Source organism: Xinfangfangia pollutisoli (assembly GCF_020179405.1).
In the GTDB taxonomy this organism is placed as follows: domain Bacteria; phylum Pseudomonadota; class Alphaproteobacteria; order Rhodobacterales; family Rhodobacteraceae; genus Pseudogemmobacter; species Pseudogemmobacter pollutisoli.
Map to the genome: position 1 here is coordinate 1 of NZ_JAICBZ010000012.1, position 24566 is coordinate 24566.

Consider the following 24566-nt stretch of genomic DNA (forward strand, 5'->3'; position numbering starts at 1 on the left):
GATGACTATGTCAGCCTGGGCCGCGATGTGGAAAGCCAGGTGCTGGCCCGCGCCATCCACGCCCATATCCACCGCCGCGTCTTTTTGAACGGCAACAAGACCGTGGTCTTCCCGGCTTCGCCCGGCAGCTACGCCTCGGAACGCATGGGCTAAGCGCGCCCCGAGCGCGCCGCCCGGCTATTGGATCGGGCCGGCCCGGGTGACGATGATCGCCGCCGGGCCGCCCCCTGCCCCGCCCCCTGCCCCGCCGTCAAGGCCCGCCGCGCGGCTCTGGCAACGGGTGGCCAGATCGGTCAGCGCGTCGATATCGGCATCGGCCGCGACATCGCCGAACAGCCACATCGCCCCGGCCGAGGCGCGCCAGGCCAGGGTGCAGGGCCGGGTGCAGCTGGTCGGACAGGCCGAGCCCGACAGCTCGAACCCCGCGCCCAGACCCGCCAGGGCAATGGCCGAATGCAGCTGCGCCAGCAGCGCCAGGCCGGGCCGGCAGGGCTGGCCGGTATGCCGGCAGATCTGACAGAGGTGGATCTGATGCGCCGCGGGCTTGGCCCCGGCCGGGCAGGATCGCGCCGCCAATGGCGGCATTGGATGGTCCATCGCAGGCTCCTTCCGGGGCACCCCGCCCGGCTTGGTGGTCATTTCACGCGATGGCAGGTCTCCTGACTTGCGGGTCGCGGCCTTTCCCCACCTTCCCGGTCCGGCGCAGGGCGCGAAGGACCAGTGGTCGCTCGGGGGCAGGCTCGCCGCTTACAGTTGCGGGGGCAGTCGCGGCCTTGGCTTCGGGGATCCCCCCTTGGCCGCACCGCGTTCCCTTTTAACCCGGACAGGGATGCAAGCGCATCTCGGCCCGGGAACCATCGCGCCCAGATGGTCGCGCCGGGCCGGCGAAGTCAAGCCCGCGCCCGCGCGATTGGACATGAGACAATTTCATGTTCTTCAAGAGAATTATGAATTTCAAGCATCTGGCTGGCCGGCCTATATCCGCTGCAACCAGCCTTGGGATCTTCGATGACCGTGCCTCTTCCCCCCGTGACCGCCGCCGTACCGGCCGAACTGCAAGCCGCCGCGCAGCAGCGCATCCTGATTCTGGACGGGGCGATGGGCACGCAGATCCAGGCCCTTGGCCTGTCGGAAGAGGATTATGCCGGCCAGAAGGCCGGGGCCTGCTGCCGCCACCACTCGGACCACCCGCAGAAGGGCAACAACGACCTGCTGATCCTGACCCAGCCGCAGGCGATCGAAGAGATCCATTTCCGCTATGCCATGGCGGGGGCCGATATCGTCGAGACCAACACGTTTTCCGCCACCAGCATCGCCCAGGCCGATTATGGCCTGCAGGAGGCGGTCTTCGATCTGAACTCGGAAGGCGCCCGGATCGCCCGGCGCGCGATGGACCGCGCCATGGCCATCGACGGGCGGCGGCGTTTTGTCGCCGGGGCGGTCGGGCCCACGAACCGCACCGCAAGCCTGAGCCCCGATGTGAACGACCCGGGCTACCGCGCCGTGACCTTCGACGATCTGCGCCTTGCCTATGGCCAGCAGGTGATGGGGCTGATCGCCGGCGGGGCCGATCTGATCCTGATCGAGACGATCTTCGACACGCTGAACGCCAAGGCCGCGATCTTCGCCTGTCTCGAGGCTTTCGCGGCCAGCCGGGTGCATCTGCCGCTGATGATCTCGGGCACCATCACCGATGCTTCGGGGCGCACCTTGTCGGGACAGACCCCCACGGCCTTCTGGCATTCGGTCATGCATGCCCGCCCCTTCACCGTCGGGCTGAATTGCGCGCTGGGCGCCTCGGCCATGCGGCCGCATCTGGCGGAACTGGCGGCCGTGGCCGAAACCCGGATCTGCGCCTATCCGAATGCCGGGCTGCCCAACGCCTTTGGCCAATATGACGAAGGCCCGCAGGAAACCGCGCGCCAGGTGGCGGATTTCGCCCGCGACGGGCTGGTGAATGTGGTGGGCGGCTGTTGCGGCACCACGCCCGAGCATATCCGCGCGATCGCCGAGGCGGTGGCCCCCTTCTCGCCGAGGGCCGTGCAATGACCCCTCTTCTGCGCTTGTCTGGGCTGGAGCCCTTTGTCCTGACGCCCGACATTCCCTTCGTGAACATCGGCGAGCGGACCAATGTCACCGGCAGCGCCCGGTTCCGCAAGCTGATCGTCAACCGCGATTATGCCGCGGCACTAGAGGTCGCGCGGGATCAGGTGGAAAACGGCGCCCAGATCCTGGACATCAACATGGACGAGGGCCTGATCGACAGCAAACAGGCCATGGTCGATTTCCTGAACCTGCTGGCGGCCGAGCCCGATATCGCCCGGGTGCCGGTGATGATCGACAGTTCCAAATGGGAGGTGATCGAGGCCGGGCTGAAATGCGTCCAGGGCAAGCCGGTCGTCAATTCGATCAGCCTGAAAGAGGGCGAGGCGGCGTTTCGCCATCATGCCCGACTGTGCCAGGCCTATGGCGCGGCCGTGGTCGTCATGGCCTTTGACGAGACGGGCCAGGCCGACACGTTCCAGCGCAAGACCGAAATCTGCGCCCGCGCCTATCACATCCTGGTCGACGAGCTGGACTTCCCGCCCGAAGACATCATCTTCGACCCCAATGTCTTTGCCGTCGCCACCGGCATTGAAGAGCATGACAATTACGGCGTCGACTTCATTCAGGCCGCGCGCTGGATCCGGCAGAACCTGCCGCATGCCCATGTCTCGGGCGGGGTGTCGAACCTGAGCTTCTCGTTCCGCGGCAATGAACCGGTGCGCGAGGCGATGCATGCGGTCTTCCTGTATCACGCGATCCAGGCCGGCATGGATATGGGCATCGTCAATGCGGGCCAGCTGGCGGTCTATGACCAGATCGACCCCGATCTGCGCGCCGCCTGCGAGGATGTGGTGCTGAACCGCACGCCGCAGGCGACCGAGCGGATGCTGGATATCGCCGATCGCTACCGCGGCGGCGGCCGGGAAGAGAAGGTCCGCGATCTGGCCTGGCGCGACTGGCCGGTGGAAAAGCGGCTGGAACATGCGCTGGTGAACGGGATCACCGAATTCATCGTGGAAGACACCGAAGCGGCGCGTCTGGCGGCCGAGCGGCCGCTGCATGTGATCGAGGGCCCGCTGATGGCGGGAATGAACGTGGTCGGCGATCTGTTCGGCGCCGGCAAGATGTTCCTGCCGCAGGTGGTGAAATCGGCGCGGGTGATGAAACAGGCGGTCGCGGTGCTGCTGCCCCACATGAATGCCGAACGCGCGGCCAGCGGCGGCGAGGGGCGCCAGACCGCCGGCAAGGTGCTGATGGCGACGGTGAAGGGCGATGTGCATGACATCGGCAAGAACATCGTCGGCGTCGTGCTGGCCTGCAACAATTACGAGATCGTCGATCTGGGCGTGATGGTGCCGCCGCAGAAGATCCTTCAGGTGGCGCGCGAGGAAAAGGTCGACGCGATCGGTCTGTCGGGCCTGATCACGCCCAGCCTGGACGAGATGGTGCATCTCGCCGCGGAAATGGAACGCGACGGCTTCACCATCCCGCTGCTGATCGGCGGGGCGACCACCTCGAAGGTGCATACGGCGGTGAAGATCGCGCCGCGCTACAGCGGGCCTGCGGTCTATGTGCTGGATGCCAGCCGCGCGGTGGGCGTGGTGGGGGCGCTGCTCAGCCCCGCGCAGAAGGCGCCCTACCTGCAGGGCCTGCGCGCCGATTATGCCGAAGTGGCCGAGCGGCACGAACGCGGCGAGCGGGCAAAGCAGCGCCTGCCCCTGGCCCAGGCGCGCGCCAATGCGCTGAAGCTGGACTGGGCGGGATACAGCGTGCCGGCACCGCAGTTTCTGGGCGCGCGGGTGATCGACGACTGGGATCTGGCCGAAATCGCCCGCTATATCGACTGGACCCCGTTCTTCCAGACCTGGGAGTTGAAGGGGATCTACCCGAAGATCCTGCAGGATGAAAAGCAGGGCGAAGCCGCGCGGACGCTGTTCGCCGATGCGAAGGCGATGCTGCAGCGCATCATCGGCGAGCGCTGGTTCAGCCCGCGCGCGGTGCTGGGCTTCTGGCCGGCGCAGGCGGCGGGCGAGGATATCCGGCTTTACAGCGGCGAAGACCGGCAGGTGCCGCTGGCCACGCTGCACACGCTGCGCCAGCAGCACGCCAAGCGCCCCGGCCGTCCGAATGTGGCGCTGGCCGATTTCGTCGCCCCCGAAGGCAGCGTGGCCGATTATGTCGGCGGCTTCGTGGTGACCGCGGGCCCCGAAGAGGCCGCGATCGCCGCCCGGTTCGAACAGGCCAACGACGCCTATTCGGCGATCCTGGTCAAGGCGCTGGCCGACCGCTATGCCGAGGCCATGGCCGAAATGCTGCATCAGCGGGTGCGGCGCAGCTTCTGGGCCTATGCCCCCGACGAAAGCTTCTCGCCCGACGACCTGATCGGCGAGCCCTATCGCGGCATCCGCCCCGCGCCCGGCTATCCCGCCCAGCCCGACCATACCGAGAAGCTGACCCTGTTCCGCCTGCTCGATGCCGAAGCGGCAACCGGGGTGCAGCTGACCGAAAGCATGGCGATGTGGCCGGGATCCTCGGTTTCGGGCCTGTATATCGGCCATCCCGAGGCCTATTATTTCGGCGTGGCCAAGGTCGAGCGCGATCAGGTGGAAGATTACGCCCGGCGCAAGGGCATGACCCTGGCCGAGGCCGAACGCTGGCTGGCGCCGATCCTGAACTACGCGCCCGCCCCCGCCGCGGCGCTGGCCGCCGAATAGCGGCGCGGGCAGCGGTCGCGGGGCGGGCGGCGCGGTTTGCCCCCAAGGCAGGGCCGCCCGCGGCCCGCTAGATATTGACAACCACCGGCACAAAGCCTCTATTGATGGTGTCATGGTTCCTGCGAGGCGACTCGCGGGTGAAAATGGGAAGCCGGTGCGATGCCGGCGCTGCCCCCGCAACTGTAAGCGGCGAGCGAAGCTGGAACACCACTGGGGCCCTGCCCCGGGAAGGCCGGCCAAGCGTCAAGCCGCAAGCCAGGAGACCTGCCAGGACAGACGAGACGAAACCGTGCGGCGGGCGCGGGGTGCGCAGGTAAAGGCCAGACCTCGGGTCGGCCCGCCGTGCCCCTGCCCGTCCGCCAGAAAAAGAAGAAAAAGGACCTCAGGCATGGCCATCACCGTCTATTCGAAGCCGGCTTGCGTGCAATGCACCGCCACCACGCGCGCGCTGGACGCCCGCGGCCTGCCCTATCGGGTGATCGACCTGACCGAGGATGCCGAAGCGATGGAGCGGGTGATGGCGCTTGGCTATCGGCAGGCGCCGGTCGTGGTGGCGGGCGAAGCGCATTGGGCGGGCTTCCGCCCCGACATGATCGGGCGCCTGGCCTGACACCGCCGTGCCGGCGCTGGTCTATTACTCTTCGGCCTCGGGCAATACCGCCCGCTTCGTCGCGCAGCTGGGGCTTGAGGCCCTGCGGATCCCGATCTCGCCCGCGGCGCCGATGCCGGAACCCGCCCAGCCCTATGTGCTGGTCTGCCCAAGCTATGCCGACGGACAGGGCCGCGGCGCGGTTGCCAAACAGGTGATCCGCTTTCTGAACGACGCCCCGCGCCGCGCCCTGCTGCGCGGGGTCATCGCCAGCGGCAACCGCAATTTCGGCCATCTCTTCGCCTGTGCCGGCGGGGTGATCGCCGCGAAATGCAACATACCCGTGCTGTATCGCTTCGAATTGGCCGGGACGGAAACAGACATCGCCCGCGTCCGCGCCGGGCTTGCGACATTCCTGGGGACCCAATGCTTGACGCCGTGAAACCCGCGCTGGACTACCACGCCCTGAACGCGATGCTGAACCTGTATGACGATCAGGGCCGCATCCGCTTTGACGCCGACCGCATGGCGGCGCGGCAATATTTCCTGCAACATGTCAACCAGAACACGGTCTTCTTCCATTCGCTGGACGAGAAGCTGGGGTATCTGGTCGAGGAAGGCTATTACGAGCCCGAGGTGCTGGACCAGTATTCGCGCAACTTCCAGCGCCGCATCTGGGCCGAGGCCTATGCGCGGAAATTCCGGTTTCCGACCTTTCTGGGCGCGTTCAAATATTACACCAGCTACACGCTGAAGACCCGCGACGGCCAGCGCTATCTGGAACGCTATGAAGACCGGGTGGTGATGGTGGCGCTGACCCTGGCGCGCGGCGACGAGACGCTGGCGCTGCGCTTCATGGACGAGATCATCTCGGGCCGGTTCCAGCCCGCGACCCCGACCTTCCTGAATGCCGGCAAGACCTCGCGCGGGGAGCTGATTTCCTGCTTCCTGCTGCGGATCGAGGACAATATGGAATCGATCGGCCGGTCGATCAATTCGGCGCTGCAGCTGTCCAAACGCGGCGGCGGCGTGGCGCTGATGCTGACCAACCTGCGCGAGGCGGGGGCGCCGATCAAGGGGATCGAGAACCAGTCCTCCGGGGTGATCCCGGTGATGAAGCTTCTGGAAGACAGCTTCTCTTACGCCAACCAGCTGGGCGCGCGGCAGGGGGCGGGGGCGGTCTATCTGAACGCGCACCATCCCGACATCCTGCGCTTCCTCGACACCAAGCGCGAGAATGCCGACGAGAAGATCCGCATCAAGACCCTGTCCCTGGGCGTGGTGATCCCCGATATCACCTTCGAATTGGCCAAGAAGAACCAGGACATGTACCTGTTCTCGCCCCATGACGTGCAGAAGGTCTATGGCCTGCCCTTCTCGGAAATCTCGGTGACCGAGAAATATGCCGAGATGGTCGATGACAAGCGGATCCGGAAGAAGAAGATCAACGCCCGCGCCTTCTTCCAGACCCTGGCCGAGATCCAGTTCGAGTCGGGCTATCCCTACATCATGTTCGAGGACACGGTGAACCGCGCGAACCCGATCCACGGGCGCATCACCATGTCGAACCTGTGCAGCGAGATCCTGCAGGTCAACGAGGCCAGCACCTATAACGAGGATCTGTCCTATGCCCATCTTGGCACGGATATCTCCTGCAATCTCGGCTCGTTGAACATTGCCGCCACGATGGACGGGCCGGATTTCGGCGCCACGGTGGAAAGCGCGATCCGCGCGCTGACGGCGGTGTCGGAAATGTCGGCCATCGAGGCGGTGCCCTCGATCCGGCGCGGCAATGACGAGGCGCATGCGGTGGGGCTTGGCCAGATGAACCTGCACGGCTTCCTGGCGCGCGAGCGCATCCATTACGGCAGCCCCGAAGGGGTGGAATTCACCTCGGTCTATTTCGCCGCTGTGGCCTATCACGCGATCCGCGCCTCGTGCCTGCTGGCGCAGGAAAAGGGCACGACCTTCAAGGATTTCGACAAGTCGACCTATGCCGACGGGTCGTTCTTTGACCGCTATACCAGCCGCGACTGGCTGCCCGTCCTGCCCGAGGTGGCGCGCCTGTTCGGCGCGATCGCGCTGCCCAGCCGCGACGACTGGGCGCAGCTGAAGGCCGATGTGATGCGGCACGGGCTTTACAACCGCAACCTGCAGGCGGTGCCGCCGACCGGGTCGATCAGCTATATCAACAACTCGACCTCGTCGATCCACCCGATCGTGGCCAAGATCGAGATCCGCAAGGAAGGCAAGATCGGCCGGGTCTATTACCCCGCCGCCTTCATGTCGAACGACAATCTGGACTATTACCGCGATGCCTATGACATCGGGCCGGATGCGATCATCGACACCTATGCGGCGGCCAGCGAACATGTGGACCAGGGCCTGTCGCTGACGCTGTTCTTCCCGGCCGAGGCCACGACGCGCGACATCAACCGCGCCCAGATCCGGGCCTGGAAGAAGGGCATCAAGACGATCTATTACATCCGCCTGCGCCAGACCGCGCTGGAGGGGACCGAGGTGCAGGGCTGCGTATCCTGCACCCTGTGATCGGGCGATGCCGGGGGGCCAGCCCCCCCGGACCCCCCGGGATATTTATGGACAGATGAAGAGGAGAGCCTTCGCGATGAAGGATCATGCGGCGGGTTGCGCGATACGCAAGGCGATCAACTGGAACCGGATGCAGGATGACAAGGATCTTGAGGTCTGGAACCGGCTGACGGTCAATTTCTGGCTGCCCGAAAAGGTGCCTCTGTCGAATGACGTGCAAAGCTGGGCGACGCTGCGCCCCGAAGAGCGCGAGTTGACCATCCGCGTCTTCACCGGGCTGACGTTGCTGGACACGGTGCAGAACACCGTGGGCGCGCCCTCGATGCTGCCCGATGCGACAACCCCGCATGAAGAGGCGGTGCTGACCAACATCGCCTTCATGGAGGCGGTGCATGCGCGCAGCTATTCGTCGATCTTCTCGACCCTGTGTCTGACCAAAGAGGTGGACGAGGCCTTCCGCTGGTCGGAAGAGAACCCGCATCTGCAGGCCAAGGCCCGGCTGATCTGCGAGGAATACAAGGCCGGGGCCGATCCGCTGAAGCGCAAGATCGCCAGCGTCTTCCTGGAAAGCTTCCTGTTCTATTCCGGCTTCTACCTGCCGATGTACTGGTCCAGCCGGGCCAAGCTGACCAATACCGCCGATCTGATCCGGCTGATCATCCGCGACGAGGCGGTGCATGGCTATTACATCGGCTACAAATACCAGCGCGGGCTGGAAACCCAGCCCGAGGCCCGCCGGCAGGAGTTGAAGGATTTCGCCTTCGCGCTGATGTTCGACCTTTATGACATCGAACAACGCTACACGGCAGAATTGTATGACGGGCTTGGGCTGACCGAAGACGTCAAGGCCTTCCTGCATTACAACGCCAACAAGGCGCTGCAGAATCTGGGATATGAGGCGCTGTTCCCGCCCGCCGCCTGCGAGGTGAACCCCGCCATCCTTGCCGCCCTGAGCCCCGACAGCGAGAACCACGATTTCTTTTCGGGTTCGGGCTCGTCCTATGTGATCGGCAAGGCCGTCGCGACCGAGGACGAGGATTGGGATTTTTGACATCCGGGCCGGTCCCCGCGCGGGACCGGCAAGCCCGCGCTGCGGCGCGGGGCTTCGCTAGCGCGGCGCAGACGCGACCTGCTCGATCGCGAGGCCGATCTGCAGCAGATCGCGATCCGATCCCACCGGCCCATCAAGCTCAATCCCGACCGGCAGGCCATCCCGCGTGGTTCCGGCCGGAAGGCTGAGCCCGGGCAGACCGGCATTCGCGCCCGGATCGGTGTTGCGGATCAGCGTCTCGAACACCCCCCGCTCGGTTCCGTCGATCATCAGCGTGCCGAAGGCGCTGTCGGTGTCGATCCGCGGGGCCGGGACGGGCACGGTCGGGAAGATCAGCGCCGCCAGGCCCTTGTCGCGAAACGCATCAGCATAGATCCGGCACAGCTTGGGGCGGTGAACGGTGATCGCGGCGCGATAGGCGTCATCGGGCCGGTCCGCCAGCACCACCTCGAACGCGGCCCGCACATCGGGATTTGCGATCTGGCGGAAGATCTCGGCCATCGAGAGGTCGGCCCGGCCGTTCGATGCAAGCCAGGCCGGGATATCCTGGCGCGGTTCATGCAGGACGACCGGGGCCGAGACCTGGCGCCAGGCCTCGCGCAGCCCGGGCAGCCGCAGCGGGATCGGCTCGGCCCCTGCCGCGGCAAGCCGGTCGATCAGCGCGCGGCAGAGCTGCTCGACCTCGGGGTCGATCTCGGCCCAGAAACAGTCGGGAAGGCCCAGGCGCAGCCCGGCCAGCGGCCGGGCGCGGACCGGATCGGTGCCGGTGATCACCGCATCCAGCAGCGCCAGATCCGCGACCGAGGCCGCCATGGGCCCGGCCGTATCGTTGCTGTGGCTGATGGGCAGCAGCCCCTGGGCCGCATAGCGTCGCGCGCGGCCGCCGATGCCGACCGAAGGCCGCAAGCCCGCGATGCCGCACAGGGCCGCGGGAATGCGAATGGAGCCCGAGGTATCGGTGCCAAGCCCGGCCGAAACGATCCCGGCGGCGATGGCCGCGGCGGTGCCCCCGGAAGAGCCGCCGGTCACCCGCCCGGCATCGTGCGGATTGCGGGTCATCGGAACGGGCGCGAAATTGGTATTGGTGACGCCGAAGGCCAGTTCGTGCAGATTGGTCTTGCCCAGCAGGATCGCCCCGGCATCGAACAGGCGCTGCGCGACCGGCGTGGTCTGGCGCGCGTAAAGCTGTGCCAGGGCGGGCGTCGCGCCGGTGGTGGCCCAGCCCTGGACGTCGATATTGTCCTTCACGCCGATGGGCAGGCCGGCCAGCACCGGCAGAGGCGCGCCGCGCCGTCTTGCCAGATCGACCGCGCGCGCGGCCTCCAGCGCCTTGTCCGGCGCGACGGCGAGAAACGCATTCAGATGGCCAAGCGCCTCGGCGCGCCCGATCGCCTGGGCCATCATCGCCTCGGCGGTCTGTTCGCCGCTTTGCAGCTGGCGCAGCTGTTCGGTCATGCGCATGGTCTGCCCCCCTGACATCATTTCGCCTTCTCCGCCGCCGATGCGGCCGGCCCCGCAAGGCGCGCGCTCAGGCTTTGGAACAGCCCGCTCAGGCCCTTCGGCATCAGCACCACGCAGCCGACCAGGATCAGCCCCATGCCGATGTCGCGGAAATCGCCCAATTCGCGCATCAGTTCATCCGCGACCATCAGCACGACGGCGCCGATCACCGGGCCCCAGACCGTCCCGACCCCGCCGACCACGATCATCGACAGCAGAAACAGCAGATGCGGGAAAGAGAACACCACCGGGCCGACCACGCCGGTATTGACCGCATAGAAGGCGCCGGCCAGCCCGGTGAAGAAGGCCGACAGGCCGAAGATCCACAGCTGATAGCGAAAGCGGTCGACCCCGCGCGCGGCCGCATAGACCGGATTGTCGCGCAGGGCGCGGAAGGCCAGGCCCATGGGGCTGTGAATGATCAGGATCGAGAACAGGATCGCCGCGGTCAGCAGCGCAAGTCCGACATAGTAATTCCCGATATAGAAGCCCGATCCCAGCCAGTCGCGGAAGCCCAGATCTCCGAAGCGCGAAAAGCCCCGCACCCCGCCCATCAGCGGCATGCAGCCGGCCGGAGGATGGGTGAAGCAATCGGTATCGTTCACGATCAGCACATACAGCACCTGCGAGACGCACAATGTCAGAAGCGCGACATAGGGGCCGTAAAGCCGCAGGCAGGCCAGGCCCAGCGCGATGCTGGCAATTACGGCCACGACCGCGCCCGCCGGCATTGCCAGCAGCATCGAGGTGCCCAGGTAATAGCCCAGCATCGCCGTCACATAGGCGCCGATCGCAAACAGCGCGACCTGGGCAAGCGAGAAGATCCCGCTGATCCCGAAGACCAGGTTCCACTGTACCACGACCGTGGCCCAGATGAAGAAGAAGGTGGTCTGGGTCACCGAGTAGCGCAGGCCCGACACCATCGGCCAGGCCAGCGCGGCCGCGGCGAAAAGCCCGCACAGAAGAAGATCACGACGCATGGCAGTCATAGACGAACCCCCTGATGGCGCCCGAATACGCCCTGAGGCTTCCAGATCAGCACCACGATGACGAGAAGAAGCAGAAGGGCAAAGCTGAAGCGCACCCCGATCGTATATTGCACCGCCGCCTCGAACAGGCCGATGAACAGCGCCGCGACCACGCTTCCGGGCACGCGGCCAAGCCCGGCGACGACGCAGATGATGAAGGCCTTCAGCATCGGGTCGCCCCCCATATTGGGCAGCAGGCTGGACAGGGACGAGACGGTGATCCCCGAGATCGCGGCCAGGCCGCCAGAAATTGCCAGGACCAGCGCATAGACCCCGCCGATCCGCACGCCCATCAACCGGGCGGCATCGCGGTTCTGCGCGGTTGCCCGGATCGCCATGCCGATGCGGCTTTTCTGCAGAAACAGCCCAAGCGCCAGCATCAGCGCCATCGACAGCCCCAGGATCAGCAGGTTCTGAACCGGCAGATGCACCCCGCCAAGGCCGATCCCGCCCTGAACCGCCAGCGGCTGCGGTTTCGGCTGGGGGCCGAAGGCCATCAGGATCGCGCTTTCCATCACCGCGCCGAAGCCGATCGTCGCGATGAAGATGCGGGTCTCGAACCCCTCGGCGCCCAGCATCGGCCGGGCGATCAGCAGATAGATCAGCGCCCCCACGGCCGCGCAGACCCCGACGGCCACCAGCACGCCCAGCGCGGGCGGCAGGCCAAGCCCGGTCAGCGTGAACCAGGCCATGTAGCCCCCCAGCGCCATCAGCGCGCCATGGCTCATGTTCAGCATGCTCATCGCGCCGAAGACCAGCGCCAGCCCGACGGTCGAGATCGCATAGACCGCGCCCAGCGTCAGACCCGAGGCGATGATCTGGAAAAGCACATCCATCGCTTACACCCCCAGATAGGTTTCAAGAAGCTCGGGCCGGCCCGACAGCTGGGTGCCGGTGCCGCTCCAGGCCAGCGTGCCATGGTCCAGCAGATGCACCCGGTCGGCGATGCCGGCCGCCCGCATCGCGTTTTCCTCGACCAGAAGCAGGCTGCGCCCGGCCTGCCTGAGCCCCGAGATCACCTCATAGATCTGTTCGATGACGATCGGCGCCAGGCCCAGCGACGGCTCATCCAGCATCAGCACCCGCCCCGAGGCCATCAGCCCGCGGCCGATCCCGACCATGCGCCGCTCGCCGCCCGACAGCGTGCGGGCGATCTGGGTCTGGCGGTCGCGCAGCTTGGGCAGCAGGCTGAACACCTCGTCCAGGGCCGCCTTTTCCCGCCGCCCGGCCGCGGGCAGAAACGCCCCCATCCGCAGGTTTTCAAGCACGGTCATGTCGGGAAACAGCAGATCGCCCTGCGGCACATGCACGATCCCCCGCGCGACGACCGCGGCGGCGCCCAGGCCAGAGATCCGCGTCTCGCCAAGGCGGATTTCGCCGGACTTCGCCGGGATCAGCCCGGAAATCGCCCGCAGCAGAGTGGTCTTGCCATGGCCGTTCGGGCCGATCAGCGCGGTCAGCTGGCCCGCCTCGACCCGCAGCGACAGATCGTGCAGCACCGTCTGGTGCCCGTATCCGGCGGTCAGATGCGAGACGACAAGATCATCCGGCATGCTGTGCCCCCTGTTCCCGGCCGGCGGCCAGCCGCGCGACTTCCCGGCCCGCGCCCTGCCCGAGATAGACCTCGACCACGTCGCGATCCCGCGACAGGCCGGCGGCATCGCCTTCGTACAGCTTCTTGCCGTGATGCAGGATCATCACCCGGCTGGACAGCTGCACCAGAAAGCGCATGACATGTTCGATCAGCACGACCGTCACCCCATCCGCCGCCACCCGGCCCACGACCTCGGCCACCTGATCGATCTCGCGCTGGGTCAGCCCGCCCACGGGTTCGTCCAGCAGCAGCAGTTTCGGCGACATGGCCAGGGCGCCCGCGATCATCAGAAGCTTGCGGTCGATGACCGGCAGCGTCGCCGCCGGACGGTCGGCGCGGGTCTCCAGCCCGACCCGGCACAGCGCCTCTTGCACCCGGTCGCCGACCTCGGAGGGGATGCGGAAGCCCGGCATCCGGCGCGGTGCGCGGCCGTAATAGGCCGCGACCAGCACATTTTCCCGCAGGGTCAGACTGTCGAACCCGGTGTTCAGCTGAAACACCCGGGCAAGGCCCGCATGGCAGCGCCCGACCGGCGACAGACGGGTGATGTCGCGGCCTTCTAGAACGACCGAGCCCGACGTGACACGCGTCTGCCCCGAGATCATCTCGAAAAGCGTGGTCTTGCCCGCGCCATTCGGCCCGCCGATCCCCAGCACCTCGCCTGCGGCAAGATCGAAGCTCAGATCGCTGACCGCCATCAGCGACCCGAAGGCCTTCGTGACATTCCGGCAGGACAGGAGCGGCATTTGCCTGACCTGAGACATCGCCGTCACCCCTTGATCCAGGGCGGCGTGACGAATTCGGCCTTGGCATAGGGCCAGGGCGCGATCAGCACCGGCTCGGCCTGATGGTCCTGGATCTGCAGGAACTGGTGCGGCATGCCGAGCGACGGGTCGTCGGTGCCGCCGGGATACGAGGCCGCCGCCTGTTCGCCCGGAAGAAAGCGCGTCGTGCCGTTCGGGCCGCGATGGATCATCGCGCGGATCCGCGCGGCGACCTTGCGGTTCTGCGCCTCGTCGCCGGGCGCGCCCGAGCCGCCGGCCAGCGCCGCCGCCACAGCCCAGATCCATGCCGCGTTATAGGACTGGACGCCCGAGTTATGGCCCGCATCCGCGCCGAACCGCGCCTTGTAGCGGGTTTCGAAATCCAGCCCGATCTCGTCCTGCAGCGCGCCGATGACGGTCGAGAACACCACCCCGGCAGCGGCGGGGCCGGCGATGTCGCGGAAGGATTTCACCGAGGGCCCATATTGCATGTAGATCAGGCTGGGCGTCGGGTTGGTCATGAACTGGACCATGAACTGCGCCAGATCGGCCGGGAAATAATGGGTGACCACGATCACCCCCGGCGGGTCCTGCCGCAGTTTCGACAGGGTCGGCCCCCATTCCGAAATCGGCACGTTGACCGTCTCGTAAAGGCTGACCTCCCAGCCCAGCGCCGCGGCGCCTTCGCGCACCACATTGGCGATGTTCGACGAATAGGTGCCCGCCGACAGGATGATCGCCAGCTTGCGGTTGGCGGGCGTGAAGGCGCCCCCCTCGGTCAGCGAGGACAGGAATTTCAGCAGGCCCGACCCGTACCAGGTTTCGGAAGGATCGGTCTGGAACGATCCGAAATACCGTTCGGGATCTTCGCCCACCAGCACGCCATGCCCGCTGGACGTATCGTTGTGCAGATAGATGATCCCCGCATCCGCGATCGCATCCTGCACCGCCGAGCCGGATCCGGTGTTGTAGCCGTTGATCACCGCATGCACGCCGTAGCGGTCGATCAGCCGTTGCACCGCCTGCACATTGGTTGCATCGCCCATCTGCTTGGTGTCTTCGAAATAGGGTTCCAGCGGGCGGCCCAGGATGCCGCCAAGGGCGTTGATCTCGTCACAGGCCATGATCAGGCCATTGCGGAACTCGACCCCGTCGGCGGCGGCAAAATCGGTCAGCGGCGCGGCCTGGCCGACCGGGATCGGCTCGGCCGAGGTCTGCGCCAGGGCGGCATTCGCGCCCGACAGAAGGGCGGCGGCCCCGGTCAGCCAGGCCGACCCTTTAAGCATGCCTCGGCGATGGATGCGCTGATCCATGTCATAACTCCCTGTTGTGTTTGGTTTTGCTTAGGTTGCGCGCCTGGGCATCGCCCAGGGATTTGCCTGTTCCAGCTGCGCGGCCAGAGACAGGATCGTCGCCTCATCGTTCAGCTTCGCGGTCAGCTGAATGCCGATGGGAAGCCCGGCCTCGGAAACCGCCATCGGCACGCTTGCCGAGGGCAGCCCGGTGACATTGGCGGGGGCGGTGAACAGGAAGGATTGCAGCACCCGGTCCCAGGCCGTCTCGGCCCCCAGGATGGCGGCGTCGAAATGGCCAAGCCGGGGGGGCGCGAAGGGCAAGACCGGCGACAGCCAGATGTCGCGCGCCTGGAAGAAGCCGCCCATCGCGCGCGCCATGCCCTGAAACACCACCAGATCGCGGATGTAATCCACCGCCCGCCGCGCGATGCCCTGGGCAAAGAGATACTGGTTGAACGGCTCCAGCTCGCGCACCAGGATCTCGGGATCCTCGCCCCGCGCCGCGGCCAGGGCGCTGAGCCCGCGGGTCACGGTCATCGGCCAGAAGCTTGCCAGGGCCGCGCGGAAGGCCGCGCCGTCAAAGGGCAGCGTGACCTCTTCGACCTGATGGCCCAGCGCGCGCAGCAGATCGGCGGCCTGCGCCACCGCGGCGCGGCATTCGGGCGCCGCCGCCGTGCCGTCCGGCGCGTCGAAGGTGACGCCGATCCGCAGCCCGTTGCGCGGCCTGGCAAGCGCCGACAGAAAGCTTTCCGCCGGCGCGGGCGCAACATAGGGATCGCCGGGCAGCGCGCCGGCCGTGGCATCCAGAACCGCCGCACTGTCGCGCACCGTGCGCGACACCACATGTTCCGCCGTGATCCCGCCAATCGCCTCGCCGACATCGGGGCCAAGGGTGATGCGCGCGCGGGACGGCTTCAGCCCGAACAGGCCGCAGCACGAGGCCGGGATCCGGATCGAGCCCGCGCCGTCATTGGCATGCGCGACCGCCACATATCCCGCCGCCACCGCCGCCGCCGCCCCGCCCGAAGATCCGCCCGGCGTATGGTCGGGGTTCCAGGGGTTGCGCGTCGGGCCGCGCCAGACCGGCTCGGTCGTGCCCATGGTGACCATTTCAGGCACATTCGTCTTGCCCAGCGTCACCAGCCCCGCCTGCCGATAGCGGGCCATCAGCGCGCTGTCATGGTCGATCACGTTATGCTCCAGCAGCCTGGCGCTGCCGGTGGTCGGGGTTCCTGCCATGTGGCAGTAGAAGTCCTTCACCAGGAAGGGCACGCCGCGAAACGGCCCCTCGGGCAGATCCGCCGCGGCGGCCTGATCCAGCGCCTGGTCGAAAAAGCGCTGGGTCACGGCGTTCAGCGCAGGATCGCCCGCCTCGATCCGGGCGATGGCGGCCCTGGCCAGTTCCACCGCGCTGACATCGCCTTTCGCGACGGCCTCGGCCTGCGCGGTGGCGTCGCGGTCCAGAATCTCGTCGATCATGCCGGTTCCTCCGCCGGGTTTGCGGCAACTTCATCCGCCAAAGCATCAAGCGCCTGCCGCAGCCGGGTGAACAGCAGCGCCAGTTCGGTCTCGGAAATGATCAGCGGCGGGCAGATTGCGATCGTGTCGCCCAGGTTTCGCAGGATCAGACCCTGATCCAGGGCCAGGGCCACCAGCCGCGCGCCGACGCCCCGCGCTGGCGCGAAGGGCCGGCGCGCCGCCCGGTCGGCGACCAGCTCAACCGCGCCGATCAGGCCCACGGACCGGCTGTCGCCCACCAGCGGATGCCCCGCCAGCGCCTGGATCTGCGACCGGAAGACCGGCGCAAGGCCGCGCACCCGGGCCAGCAGATCCATCTCGTCATAGATCCGCAGCGTCTCAAGCGCGACGGCGCTGGTGACGGGGTGTCCGGCATAGGTGAACCCATGGCTCAGCCCGCCAAGCCGGCTGGCTTCGGCCCGGATCACCTGGAAGACCTCGTCCGTCAGCAGCGTCGCCCCGATCGGCTGATAGCCCGAGGACAGCGCTTTCGCGACGCTCATCATGTCGGGGCGGAAGCCGAAGGTCTGGCAGCCGAACCAGGCGCCGGTGCGTCCGAAGCCGCAGATCACCTCGTCGCTCAGCAGCAGGATGCCATGGTCGCGCAGCAGCTTTTCCAGTTTCGGGAAATAGCCGGCGGGCGGGATGATGACGCCGCCGGCGCCCATCACCGGCTCGGCGATCATCGCGGCAATGCTATGCGCCCCCTCGGCGGCGATCAGGGCTGCGATCTCGTCGACCAGCCGGTCGGCAAAGGCCTCTTCGCTTTCGCCAGCGGTGCCGGCCGTGTAGTGATGCGGCGTCTCGGCGAAGATCACGCCCGCATCGGGCCAGGCATAGGCCCCCCGCATCGGCGCAAGCCCGCTGAGCGTGGCCCCCAGCACCGTGCTGCCATGATAGGCGCGCTTGCGGCTGATGATCTTGCGCCGCTCTGGCGCGCCCCGACCGCTGTGATAAAGCCAGGCCAGCTTGATCATCGTGTCGACCGCTTCCGAGCCGGAATTGGCGAAGATCGCCTTGCCCTCGGGCATGGGCGACAGGGCCAGAAGCCGTTCCGCCAGCTCGATCGCCGCCGGGTTCGAGCGGCGGTTGAAGGTGTGATAGGACCCCAGCCGGCTGATCTGCTCGGCCGCGGCGCGCGCAAGACGCGGCTCATTGAACCCCAGCGAAGCGCACCACAGGCTGGACATGCCCTCCAGATAGCGGCGCCCGCTGCTGTCGGTGACGAAAACGCCGTCGCCGCGTTCGATGATCAGCGGCCCCTGCGCTTCCAGCGCGGCCGGGTCGGTCTGGGGATGCAACAGAACCGCAAGATCGGTTTCGGCAAGGGAATTGCGCATCACGCGGCCTCGATCCTGGCGGCAAGACAGTCGATCTCAAGCTTCCATTCCGGCCGGCCCAGCGCCTTGACCAGAACCAGCGAGGCGGCCGGATAGGGCGCGGCGATCACGCTGTCGCGCACCGCCCGGATGGCGGGCAGATCCTCGGGTGCGACGACGAAATAGGTCATCTTGACGATGTCGTCGAAGCCGAAGCCCTGGCTGGCCAGAAGGGCGCGGAAATTGTCGAAGATGATCCGGGTCTGTTCGCCGGCATCCTCGGGGATCGAGCCGTCGGGCCGCACGCCGACCTGGCCGGCAAGCTGGATCGTGGTCGCGCCGGGCGGGATGACCACGCCATGCGAATAGTTCCCGAAGGCCGCGGCCACATCGCTGCAGTTGAAATGTCTGATCGTCATGGGTCTGCCCTTCAGTTGCGCTGGACCAGCTCGGCCAGCTTCTGCTGGTAGGTTTCACGGAAGGCCTGAAAGCGTTGGGTCGGCGCCGACAGGGCCAGGGCATAAGGGGCGGTCCCGGCTTCCAGCGGCATCGCCATGCAGGAAATCCCCGGGGCGAATTCCTCGTCGTCATAGCCGATGCCCTCGGCCCGGATGCGGGTGAACTCGGCCTGCAGCGATTTGAAATCGGTCAGGGTCTTGTCGGTCAGCTTGGCCAGAGGCTGATGGTTCAGCAGGTATTCCGCCATGCGCGCCGTCGCGGCATAGGCCAGCAGCACCTTGCCCGCCGCCCGCGCATGGGCGTGCAGATACTGGCCATGCGGCATCCCGGCCGAGCGGATCGCATTCACCCCGGCCGCGACCTCGATGATCACGATCTCGCCCTGCCACCAGCCGACGACATAGCAGGTCTCGCCCGTCTCCTGCGCAAGTCGGCGCACCAGCGGCAGCATGTAATCCGGCGCCGAGAACTGGCGGCCGAAGGCCTCGGCCAGCGCGCCCACGCTAAGACCCAGACGGTAATTGCGCTGGTCGTCGCGAGCGATGAAGCCGGTATCTTCCAGCGTGTGGATCAGGTGATAGGCGGTCTGGCGTTCGATGCCCACCGCCGCGGCGATTTCGCGAACGCTGAGGCCCTGGTCGCTGCGCGCGATGGCCGTCAGGATGTTCACGCCGCGCACCACGGAATTGATGTGCAGACGCCCGGTTTTTTCGCCGCTCTCGGCCATCAGACGCACTCCTTCTGCAGGGTCTGGGTGTTTGAGTGCAGCAGATCGACCGCCGCCGCGACGATCTTCGTGGCATCGGGCAGCAGAGCGGCCTGCAGCACCGGCGAGGCCGGCATGCGCACATCGGGGGTGGCGACCCTGCGGAACGCAAGCGCCGAGGGGCCCAGCCTTTCGGCAAGCCCGGCGATGATCTCTGCGCCGAAACCGCCGGTCAGATTGGCCTCATGCACCACGACGACCCGTCCGCCCGTCGCGGTCACGGTCGCGCACAGCGTTTCCCAGTCGACCGGCGACAGCCAGCGCAGATCCAGCACCGACACATCGATACCATCCTGGCCCAGTCGTTCGGCGGCGACCTCGACCCCGGGCATCACGGCGCCCCAGCCCAGCAGGGTCAGGCTTTTGCCCCGGCGCCGCAGCGCCGCCCCCGCCGTAGACTGGCGCGGGGCATCGGGCCAGATCTCGCCCGGGCGCTGATACAGGGCGCGGGATTCGATGATCACCGCGGGATCCTCGCCATGCAGCGCCGCGCGCAGCATGTGATAGGCATCGTCGGGCGTCGAGGGCAGCCCCACCCGCAGGCCCGGCACATGGGCCAGCATCGCCTCCAGCGATTGCGAATGCTGCGCGGTCGAGCCGGGCGTCGCGCCCTGCTGCACCCGCACCACGATCGGCGCCGTTCTGCTGCCGCGGGTCAGGTAGCGGATATTGGCGGCCTGATTGATGATCTGGTCCAGCGCCACAAGCAGGAAATCGGCCCACATGATCTCGACCACCGGGCGCTTTCCTTCCAGGGCCAGCCCCACGGCCGAGCCCAGGATGGCGGCTTCGGCAATCGGGGTGTCGAACACCCGTTTCGCGCCGAAATCCCTTTGCAGATAGCGGGTTGCGCCGAAGATTCCGCCGGCATGGCCGACATCCTCGCCATAGACCAGCACCTCGTCGCGTTCGGCCAGTTCGCGCTTCAGCGCCTCGTTCACCGCCTGGATATAGGTGGCGTCCCGGGCGCTTCCGCGCGGCCCCGTCCTGTCGGGCCGCGCCGCGGGCGGGGCCGCGACATGGTGGGTCGCCGTGGCGGCATCGGGCATGGGCATCGCCTGCACCCGCTGCAGAACCCCGGCCCAGTCACGGTCAAGCCGGTCGCGCAGGATGGCAAGCTCTTCTGGGCTGCTGGCGCCCAGCGCGCAAAGCCGCGCCTCGAGCAGCGCAAGCGGATCGCGAAGCTGGCTTTCTTCCCGGTCCGCCTTGGGGCGGTAATGTTCGATATCGCGGTTGTAATGCCCCCAAAGCCGGGGCACCCGGCATTCGATCAGGACCGGCCCCTTGCCCGCCAGAACAGTGGCCCGGGCGATGGCGAAACTGTCGCGCACGGCAAGCGGATCGGTTCCGTCGATGGTGGCCGATTGCATGCCATAGGCATTTGCGCGGCGGGCCAGACGGTCCAGCCCGGTGATCGACAGCGTCGGCGTCATCTCGGACCAGCCGTTGTTTTCGCAGACGAAGATCACCGGAAGCTTGTAGGCCGCGGCAAAGACAAAGGCCTCGTGCAGGGCGCCCTGGCTGGTGGCCCCGTCGCCGAATGTCACCACGCAGACCCGGTCCGCCGCCTCGATCTGTGCCGCCATCGCGATGCCGCAGGCGATCGGGCCGCCCGCGCCGACGATGGAATTCTCGCCCACGAAGCGCGCATTCGGGGCGGTGACCAGGGCCGAGCCGCTGCGCCCGCCATTCACGCCATCGGCGCGGTGGCACAGTTCGGCAAACAGCGCCTCGGCGGGAACGCCGGTTTCCAGCGCCCAGCCGTGACCGCGATAGGTGGCGATCACCCGATCCGTCGGGCCAAGCCCGGCCAGGGCGCCGACCGGCACCGCCTCTTGCCCGGCGCAAAGATGCACCGACCCCGCGATCAGCGCATCCTTGCGGGTGCTGTGGTCAAGCGCCGCCTGTTCGAACTGACGGATGCGGTACATCCGCGCATAGGACTGAACAAGAAACTCGATGTCCGTATCGGTGAGAGAGGCGGGCAACTCAGATCTCCCTGCGCCAGGCTTCCAGTCCGTCGGACGCTATAAACCCACCCTTACAGAGTCAATATTTTTATAATCTTATCATTATGTTATACTATTGACGGAAAAAGCAATGCGCCCGCGCCCGCCCGCGTCGCTACGGATGCAGGCGGGCGCCGCTTCGGGCGGCAGGGAAAGAGGAACAGGACGGTCCACTTGCCGGGGCCGTCACCCGGCCAGGGCAAGGCGTGCGAAAGCCGCAGCCAGGGCGACTCAACCGCCGCGAGCCGACCGCCGCAACCGGGCTGGCCGCCTAGCGATCCAGCGTCTTCAGGATGCTGGCACAGCGGGCGCGGATCGCCTGGTCGACCTCGTCCAGCAGCGGATGGTCGCCGGCGGGCATGGCGGCAACAGCCCCCCTCGCCTCGGCCAGCCGATCCGGGATCGCCTTGGCCAGTGCCCCGACGCGGCCCAGCGCTACCCTTGGCGCCAGCCCGCATTTTTCCGCCTCGCGTGCCCAGTGCCGCCCCTCGACATAGGCGCCCCGGCGCTTGTCATCGACATCGAGGGCCAGGTTCTCGGTGATGCCGGGCCAGACCGTGGCGCACATCACATCGTAGATCGGCGCAAGGTCGACCCCGTCCCCGCGGATCAGGATGGAATAGTTTTTCAGATGCGCATCCGTGTTGCAGCAGAGCACGTTGAACACCATCGCATCCCACAGCCGGAACACTTCGGCCGCGCCGCCGATGGCGCGCAGCCGGTCCATCATGGCGGCGAAATTGCCCTTCGGGCCGCGCGCCTGGTTGTGCTGGTATTTCGCCGAGGGCGGCAGGCCCAGCGCCTGGCAGAAATCTTCCTGATGCAGCCGCCGCAACGCCGGACCCTGCGGCAGCCGGTCATAGCGCGCGACCAGCAGATACAGCCGCCGCCCCGCCCGGCCCGTGCTGACATCGGGCGCACGCAGCCCCACCCGCCGCGCCAGCGTCAGGCACAGCGCCTCATTCTGCACGCCGCCCCAAAGCCGGTCACTGTCGGGCTTCAGGATATGGCTGGACGCCGTGCCATTGACCGGAATGGCGATCCGCCCCCCCGGCAGCACGCGCACGGCCAGCTTGGTTTGAACCCCGGCCAGCGACATCGAGACCCCGTCTTCGCCGGCAAGGAAGGGTTTTCGCGGCAGCTCGTCGATGATCCGTTCCAGATCCTGTTCCGAGCCGAGTTCCCGCACCTCGCTGCCCGTCGCGCCGCGCTCGGCGAACGAGATCGCCCCCGACGTGTCGCGCCCCACCCGTCCCAGCAGGGCCAGGATATCAGTATGCGGAACATCCAGGATGCGGGCCATCATGCGGATGGCCTCGGTGTCTTCGGGCAGAAGGTTGATCAGCCAGGGCGCCAGCACCGGCCAGTCCCAGGGCGCGGCGCGAAGTGGCATGGTGGTTGACAGCGGAAAGGCGCCGTCCTGCGCCAGCCAGGCCGGGTCATAGCGAAAGGCCGGCGCGCCCCCGGCGCTGGCGACGATCTCGCCCACCGGATAGCGTTCATAAAACAGCTGCATGGCCCGGGCTCACAGCGGCGGAAGCAGCGGGCCGGGCGGCTTTGCCCGGTCGGCGAAGAGCGTGCCGATGCGCATGCCCAGCGCCTCGGCCGCGGCCAGGGCCGGGGCGAGGTAACTGGTGCCCTTGCCCCGCTCCAGCTCGCTGATGAAACGGCGATTGGTGCCGATCATGCCGGCCAGATCCGCCTGGGTATGGCCAAGCGCCTTGCGGCGCGCCCGGATCGCGGCGCCGAATTCGCGGGCCAGACGGTCTTCTGCCGTGGACAGGTTCATGAGCCCTCGCGCAAATGATACACAGGTGTATCGTATCGGCGGTGAAAGCGCAATATGATACACAGCTGTATCTTCTGCAGCGGCAGCGCCGAAATGATACCGCAAGGTAGCATCTGATCCGAAATCCGCCCGATGTTACCGATCGGTATCTTCACCCCCTTGCAGAAGCACTTGGGGCGCCGGGCGCCCCGGCGCGGCTTAGTCCGGCCATACCAGCGACCGGTGCAGTTGCGCGCCGGCCCAGGCGCCATCGCCCACCGCAAGCGAGACGGAATGCGGAAGCCTTGCCACATCGCCACAGGCGAACATGCCCGGAAGGCTGGTCTCCTTGGTGTCGGCGGTCTGGATCTGGCGGCCCATCGGCGTTTCGACCAGCGCGCATCCGGCCGCCTCGGCCAAGGGGCTGGCCGGTTCGGTCCGCGTCGCGGTGAACAGCCCCGCGAAGGACAGCACCCGGCCGTCGCGCAAGACCACCTCTGCCGCGCCGCGCAGCTGCTCGATCGGCTGGTCCTCGACCGTCACCCCGCGCGCCTGCAGGTCGCGCCGCTGGGCGGCATCCAGCGCCAGCGCGCCATTGGTCAGCAGGGTCACCTCGCCCCATTCCGGCAAAAGCTGGGCCTGATGCAGCGACATCGGCCCGGTCGCGATCACGCCGATCCGGCCCTGGCCCAGTTCGTAGCCATGGCAATAGGGGCAGTGGAACACGTTCCGGCCCCAGCGTTCGGCAAGCCCGGGAATCTCGGGCAGCCGGTCGCGGACGCCGGTTGCCAGCAGGATGCGGCGGGCGGCAAAGCTTTGGCCGTCTTGCGTGGCAACGCGGAAATCATCCTTCCGGCCGGTCAGCGCGACCGCGTGGCCATCGACCCAGCGCAGGGTCGGATAGGCCAGAAGCTGCTGCTTCGCCCCGGCATGGATCGCCGCGGGATCGACCCCGTCCTGGCCCAGGAAGCCGTGCGAATGGATGGCAAAGCGGTTGCGCCGCTGGCCCGCGTCGATCACCAGCACCTTGCGGCGGGCACGCAGCAGCTGCAGGGCGGCGGCCATTCCGGCGTAGCTGCCCCCGATCACGATGACGTCTTGCATGCCCTACTCCTGTGCGGCCCGCCTTTGCGCATGGCGGCGGGCGAAATCGCGGGCCAGATCGGCCAGCGTCACGTCGGCGAAACGCGCCAGCAACAGCGCCTCGGCCTCGGCGAAAGCGCCTTCCAGCGCCGCATTCACCGATTGCTCGACCAGACAGTCCGGCGTCTCGTGCCGGTTGCCGATGGCGAAGATTGCAGGCTCGCCCAAGGCCGCGTGCAGCCGCCGCAGGCTGACCGTTTCCAGATCGGCCGCGATCTGCCAGCCCCCGGCATGGCCGCGCGCGGCACGGACCAGCCCGGCCTCGCGCAGAAGGCCCATGGTCCGGCGCACCACCACGGGATTGGTGCCAAGGCATTGCCCCAGCGCCTCCGAGGTCATGGGCCCCTCCTGCTCGGCCATATGCAGCAGAGCATGCAGGACCGAGGAAAGTCGGCTGTCGCGTTTCATGTAACTATAGATGTTACGATTCGCGCCGTCTGTCAAGATCCTCCC

The 24566-nt window shown here is 67.3% G+C and carries 22 protein-coding genes, 1 pseudogene and 2 riboswitches; of the genes and pseudogenes, 7 read left to right on the top strand and 16 right to left on the bottom strand.

Annotated elements, in window-relative coordinates; translation table 11 throughout:
• A pseudogene (purU, locus tag K1Y73_RS06160) lies at positions 1-153 on the top strand (formyltetrahydrofolate deformylase); the annotation flags it as partial.
• Between the two features lie 24 nt (positions 154-177).
• Here the strand turns inward: purU and K1Y73_RS06165 are convergent.
• Positions 178-597 (bottom strand): DUF1636 family protein, encoded by a 420-nt coding sequence (locus tag K1Y73_RS06165; protein ID WP_225027225.1) that lies wholly within the window; start codon positions 595-597, stop codon positions 178-180.
• 35 nt (positions 598-632) lie between these two features.
• Positions 633-874, bottom strand: a riboswitch (cobalamin riboswitch).
• Between the two features lie 134 nt (positions 875-1008).
• Here K1Y73_RS06165 and K1Y73_RS06170 point away from each other — a divergent pair.
• The 6 genes from K1Y73_RS06170 (at position 1009) to nrdF (ending at position 8950) form a co-directional block, all read left to right on the top strand.
• Positions 1009-2049 (top strand): homocysteine S-methyltransferase family protein, encoded by a 1041-nt coding sequence (locus K1Y73_RS06170; protein ID WP_225027227.1) that lies wholly within the window; start codon positions 1009-1011, stop codon positions 2047-2049.
• Positions 2046-4760, top strand: a complete 2715-nt coding sequence (metH, locus tag K1Y73_RS06175; RefSeq protein ID WP_225027229.1) for a methionine synthase — start codon at positions 2046-2048, stop codon at positions 4758-4760. The genes K1Y73_RS06170 and metH overlap by 4 nt, the downstream gene beginning before the upstream one ends.
• A 96-nt stretch (positions 4761-4856) precedes the next feature.
• Positions 4857-5046: riboswitch (cobalamin riboswitch) on the top strand.
• 102 nt (positions 5047-5148) lie between these two features.
• Positions 5149-5370 carry a glutaredoxin-like protein NrdH gene (nrdH, locus tag K1Y73_RS06180; protein WP_225027230.1) on the top strand — a complete coding sequence of 74 codons (222 nt, stop codon included), beginning with the start codon at positions 5149-5151 and terminating at the stop codon, positions 5368-5370.
• 7 nt (positions 5371-5377) lie between these two features.
• Entirely contained in the window at positions 5378-5791 is a 414-nt protein-coding gene (gene nrdI / locus K1Y73_RS06185) for a class Ib ribonucleoside-diphosphate reductase assembly flavoprotein NrdI (RefSeq protein WP_225027232.1), read from the top strand.
• A complete protein-coding gene (gene nrdE, locus K1Y73_RS06190; RefSeq protein WP_225027233.1) occupies positions 5776-7899 on the top strand; it encodes a class 1b ribonucleoside-diphosphate reductase subunit alpha in 2124 nt (707 codons plus the stop codon). Before nrdI ends, nrdE begins: the two co-directional genes overlap by 16 nt.
• Positions 7900-7975: 76 nt before the next feature.
• Entirely contained in the window at positions 7976-8950 is a 975-nt protein-coding gene (nrdF, locus tag K1Y73_RS06195; RefSeq protein WP_225027235.1) for a class 1b ribonucleoside-diphosphate reductase subunit beta, read from the top strand.
• A 57-nt stretch (positions 8951-9007) separates the two neighbouring features.
• On the opposite strand, the gene iaaH is transcribed toward nrdF, so the two are convergent.
• From iaaH to K1Y73_RS06270, 15 genes are all read right to left on the bottom strand, one after another.
• Entirely contained in the window at positions 9008-10411 is a 1404-nt protein-coding gene (gene iaaH / locus K1Y73_RS06200) for an indoleacetamide hydrolase (protein ID WP_263626533.1), read from the bottom strand.
• Between the two features lie 17 nt (positions 10412-10428).
• The gene (locus K1Y73_RS06205) at positions 10429-11430 is read right to left on the bottom strand and encodes a branched-chain amino acid ABC transporter permease (protein ID WP_225027239.1); all 1002 of its coding nucleotides are present in this window, start codon (positions 11428-11430) and stop codon (positions 10429-10431) included.
• A 5-nt stretch (positions 11431-11435) separates the two neighbouring features.
• Positions 11436-12314: a branched-chain amino acid ABC transporter permease gene (locus K1Y73_RS06210; protein ID WP_225027240.1), complete on the bottom strand. Its 879-nt coding sequence runs from the start codon at positions 12312-12314 to the stop codon at positions 11436-11438.
• A 3-nt stretch (positions 12315-12317) separates the two neighbouring features.
• Positions 12318-13031, bottom strand: coding sequence for an ABC transporter ATP-binding protein (locus K1Y73_RS06215; RefSeq protein WP_225027242.1), 714 nt, complete (start codon positions 13029-13031; stop codon positions 12318-12320).
• Entirely contained in the window at positions 13021-13818 is a 798-nt protein-coding gene (locus tag K1Y73_RS06220) for an ABC transporter ATP-binding protein (RefSeq protein WP_225027244.1), read from the bottom strand. Before K1Y73_RS06220 ends, K1Y73_RS06215 begins: the two co-directional genes overlap by 11 nt.
• A 23-nt stretch (positions 13819-13841) precedes the next feature.
• Positions 13842-15149 (bottom strand): ABC transporter substrate-binding protein, encoded by a 1308-nt coding sequence (locus K1Y73_RS06225; protein WP_225027245.1) that lies wholly within the window; start codon positions 15147-15149, stop codon positions 13842-13844.
• Positions 15150-15179: 30 nt separating this feature from the next.
• A complete protein-coding gene (locus K1Y73_RS06230; RefSeq protein WP_225027246.1) occupies positions 15180-16610 on the bottom strand; it encodes an amidase in 1431 nt (476 codons plus the stop codon).
• Positions 16607-17989 carry an aminotransferase gene (locus K1Y73_RS06235; RefSeq protein ID WP_225027247.1) on the bottom strand — a complete coding sequence of 461 codons (1383 nt, stop codon included), beginning with the start codon at positions 17987-17989 and terminating at the stop codon, positions 16607-16609. Before K1Y73_RS06235 ends, K1Y73_RS06230 begins: the two co-directional genes overlap by 4 nt.
• Complete coding sequence (locus K1Y73_RS06240; protein ID WP_225027248.1) at positions 17989-18387, bottom strand: RidA family protein; 399 nt, start codon at positions 18385-18387, stop codon at positions 17989-17991. Before K1Y73_RS06240 ends, K1Y73_RS06235 begins: the two co-directional genes overlap by 1 nt.
• Positions 18388-18398: 11 nt before the next feature.
• Positions 18399-19154: an IclR family transcriptional regulator gene (locus tag K1Y73_RS06245; protein ID WP_225027249.1), complete on the bottom strand. Its 756-nt coding sequence runs from the start codon at positions 19152-19154 to the stop codon at positions 18399-18401.
• The gene (locus K1Y73_RS06250) at positions 19154-21181 is read right to left on the bottom strand and encodes an alpha-ketoacid dehydrogenase subunit alpha/beta (RefSeq protein ID WP_225027250.1); all 2028 of its coding nucleotides are present in this window, start codon (positions 21179-21181) and stop codon (positions 19154-19156) included. Before K1Y73_RS06250 ends, K1Y73_RS06245 begins: the two co-directional genes overlap by 1 nt.
• A 292-nt stretch (positions 21182-21473) precedes the next feature.
• Positions 21474-22718, bottom strand: a complete 1245-nt coding sequence (locus tag K1Y73_RS06255; protein WP_225027252.1) for a type II toxin-antitoxin system HipA family toxin — start codon at positions 22716-22718, stop codon at positions 21474-21476.
• Between the two features lie 9 nt (positions 22719-22727).
• Positions 22728-22991, bottom strand: coding sequence for a helix-turn-helix domain-containing protein (locus K1Y73_RS06260; RefSeq protein WP_225027253.1), 264 nt, complete (start codon positions 22989-22991; stop codon positions 22728-22730).
• A 198-nt stretch (positions 22992-23189) separates the two neighbouring features.
• The gene (locus tag K1Y73_RS06265) at positions 23190-24074 is read right to left on the bottom strand and encodes an NAD(P)/FAD-dependent oxidoreductase (protein WP_225027254.1); all 885 of its coding nucleotides are present in this window, start codon (positions 24072-24074) and stop codon (positions 23190-23192) included.
• Between the two features lie 3 nt (positions 24075-24077).
• Positions 24078-24521 carry an Rrf2 family transcriptional regulator gene (locus K1Y73_RS06270; RefSeq protein WP_225027256.1) on the bottom strand — a complete coding sequence of 148 codons (444 nt, stop codon included), beginning with the start codon at positions 24519-24521 and terminating at the stop codon, positions 24078-24080.
• Positions 24522-24566: the final 45 nt, after the last annotated feature.

Bases quoted from the DNA above. Each gene is read 5' to 3' on its own strand.
- K1Y73_RS06165 (WP_225027225.1), bottom strand. From the start codon at position 597: ATGGACCATCCAATGCCGCCATTGGCGGCGCGATCCTGCCCGGCCGGG.
- K1Y73_RS06170 (WP_225027227.1), top strand. From the start codon at position 1,009: ATGACCGTGCCTCTTCCCCCCGTGACCGCCGCCGTACCGGCCGAACTG.
- metH (WP_225027229.1), top strand. From the start codon at position 2,046: ATGACCCCTCTTCTGCGCTTGTCTGGGCTGGAGCCCTTTGTCCTGACG.
- nrdH (WP_225027230.1), top strand. From the start codon at position 5,149: ATGGCCATCACCGTCTATTCGAAGCCGGCTTGCGTGCAATGCACCGCC.
- nrdE (WP_225027233.1), top strand. From the start codon at position 5,776: ATGCTTGACGCCGTGAAACCCGCGCTGGACTACCACGCCCTGAACGCG.
- nrdF (WP_225027235.1), top strand. From the start codon at position 7,976: ATGAAGGATCATGCGGCGGGTTGCGCGATACGCAAGGCGATCAACTGG.
- iaaH (WP_263626533.1), bottom strand. From the start codon at position 10,411: ATGCGCATGACCGAACAGCTGCGCCAGCTGCAAAGCGGCGAACAGACC.
- K1Y73_RS06205 (WP_225027239.1), bottom strand. From the start codon at position 11,430: ATGCGTCGTGATCTTCTTCTGTGCGGGCTTTTCGCCGCGGCCGCGCTG.
- K1Y73_RS06210 (WP_225027240.1), bottom strand. From the start codon at position 12,314: ATGGATGTGCTTTTCCAGATCATCGCCTCGGGTCTGACGCTGGGCGCG.
- K1Y73_RS06215 (WP_225027242.1), bottom strand. From the start codon at position 13,031: ATGCCGGATGATCTTGTCGTCTCGCATCTGACCGCCGGATACGGGCAC.
- K1Y73_RS06220 (WP_225027244.1), bottom strand. From the start codon at position 13,818: ATGCCGCTCCTGTCCTGCCGGAATGTCACGAAGGCCTTCGGGTCGCTG.
- K1Y73_RS06225 (WP_225027245.1), bottom strand. From the start codon at position 15,149: ATGGATCAGCGCATCCATCGCCGAGGCATGCTTAAAGGGTCGGCCTGG.
- K1Y73_RS06230 (WP_225027246.1), bottom strand. From the start codon at position 16,610: ATGATCGACGAGATTCTGGACCGCGACGCCACCGCGCAGGCCGAGGCC.
- K1Y73_RS06235 (WP_225027247.1), bottom strand. From the start codon at position 17,989: ATGCGCAATTCCCTTGCCGAAACCGATCTTGCGGTTCTGTTGCATCCC.
- K1Y73_RS06240 (WP_225027248.1), bottom strand. From the start codon at position 18,387: ATGACGATCAGACATTTCAACTGCAGCGATGTGGCCGCGGCCTTCGGG.
- K1Y73_RS06245 (WP_225027249.1), bottom strand. From the start codon at position 19,154: ATGGCCGAGAGCGGCGAAAAAACCGGGCGTCTGCACATCAATTCCGTG.
- K1Y73_RS06255 (WP_225027252.1), bottom strand. From the start codon at position 22,718: ATGCAGCTGTTTTATGAACGCTATCCGGTGGGCGAGATCGTCGCCAGC.
- K1Y73_RS06260 (WP_225027253.1), bottom strand. From the start codon at position 22,991: ATGAACCTGTCCACGGCAGAAGACCGTCTGGCCCGCGAATTCGGCGCC.
- K1Y73_RS06265 (WP_225027254.1), bottom strand. From the start codon at position 24,074: ATGCAAGACGTCATCGTGATCGGGGGCAGCTACGCCGGAATGGCCGCC.
- K1Y73_RS06270 (WP_225027256.1), bottom strand. From the start codon at position 24,521: ATGAAACGCGACAGCCGACTTTCCTCGGTCCTGCATGCTCTGCTGCAT.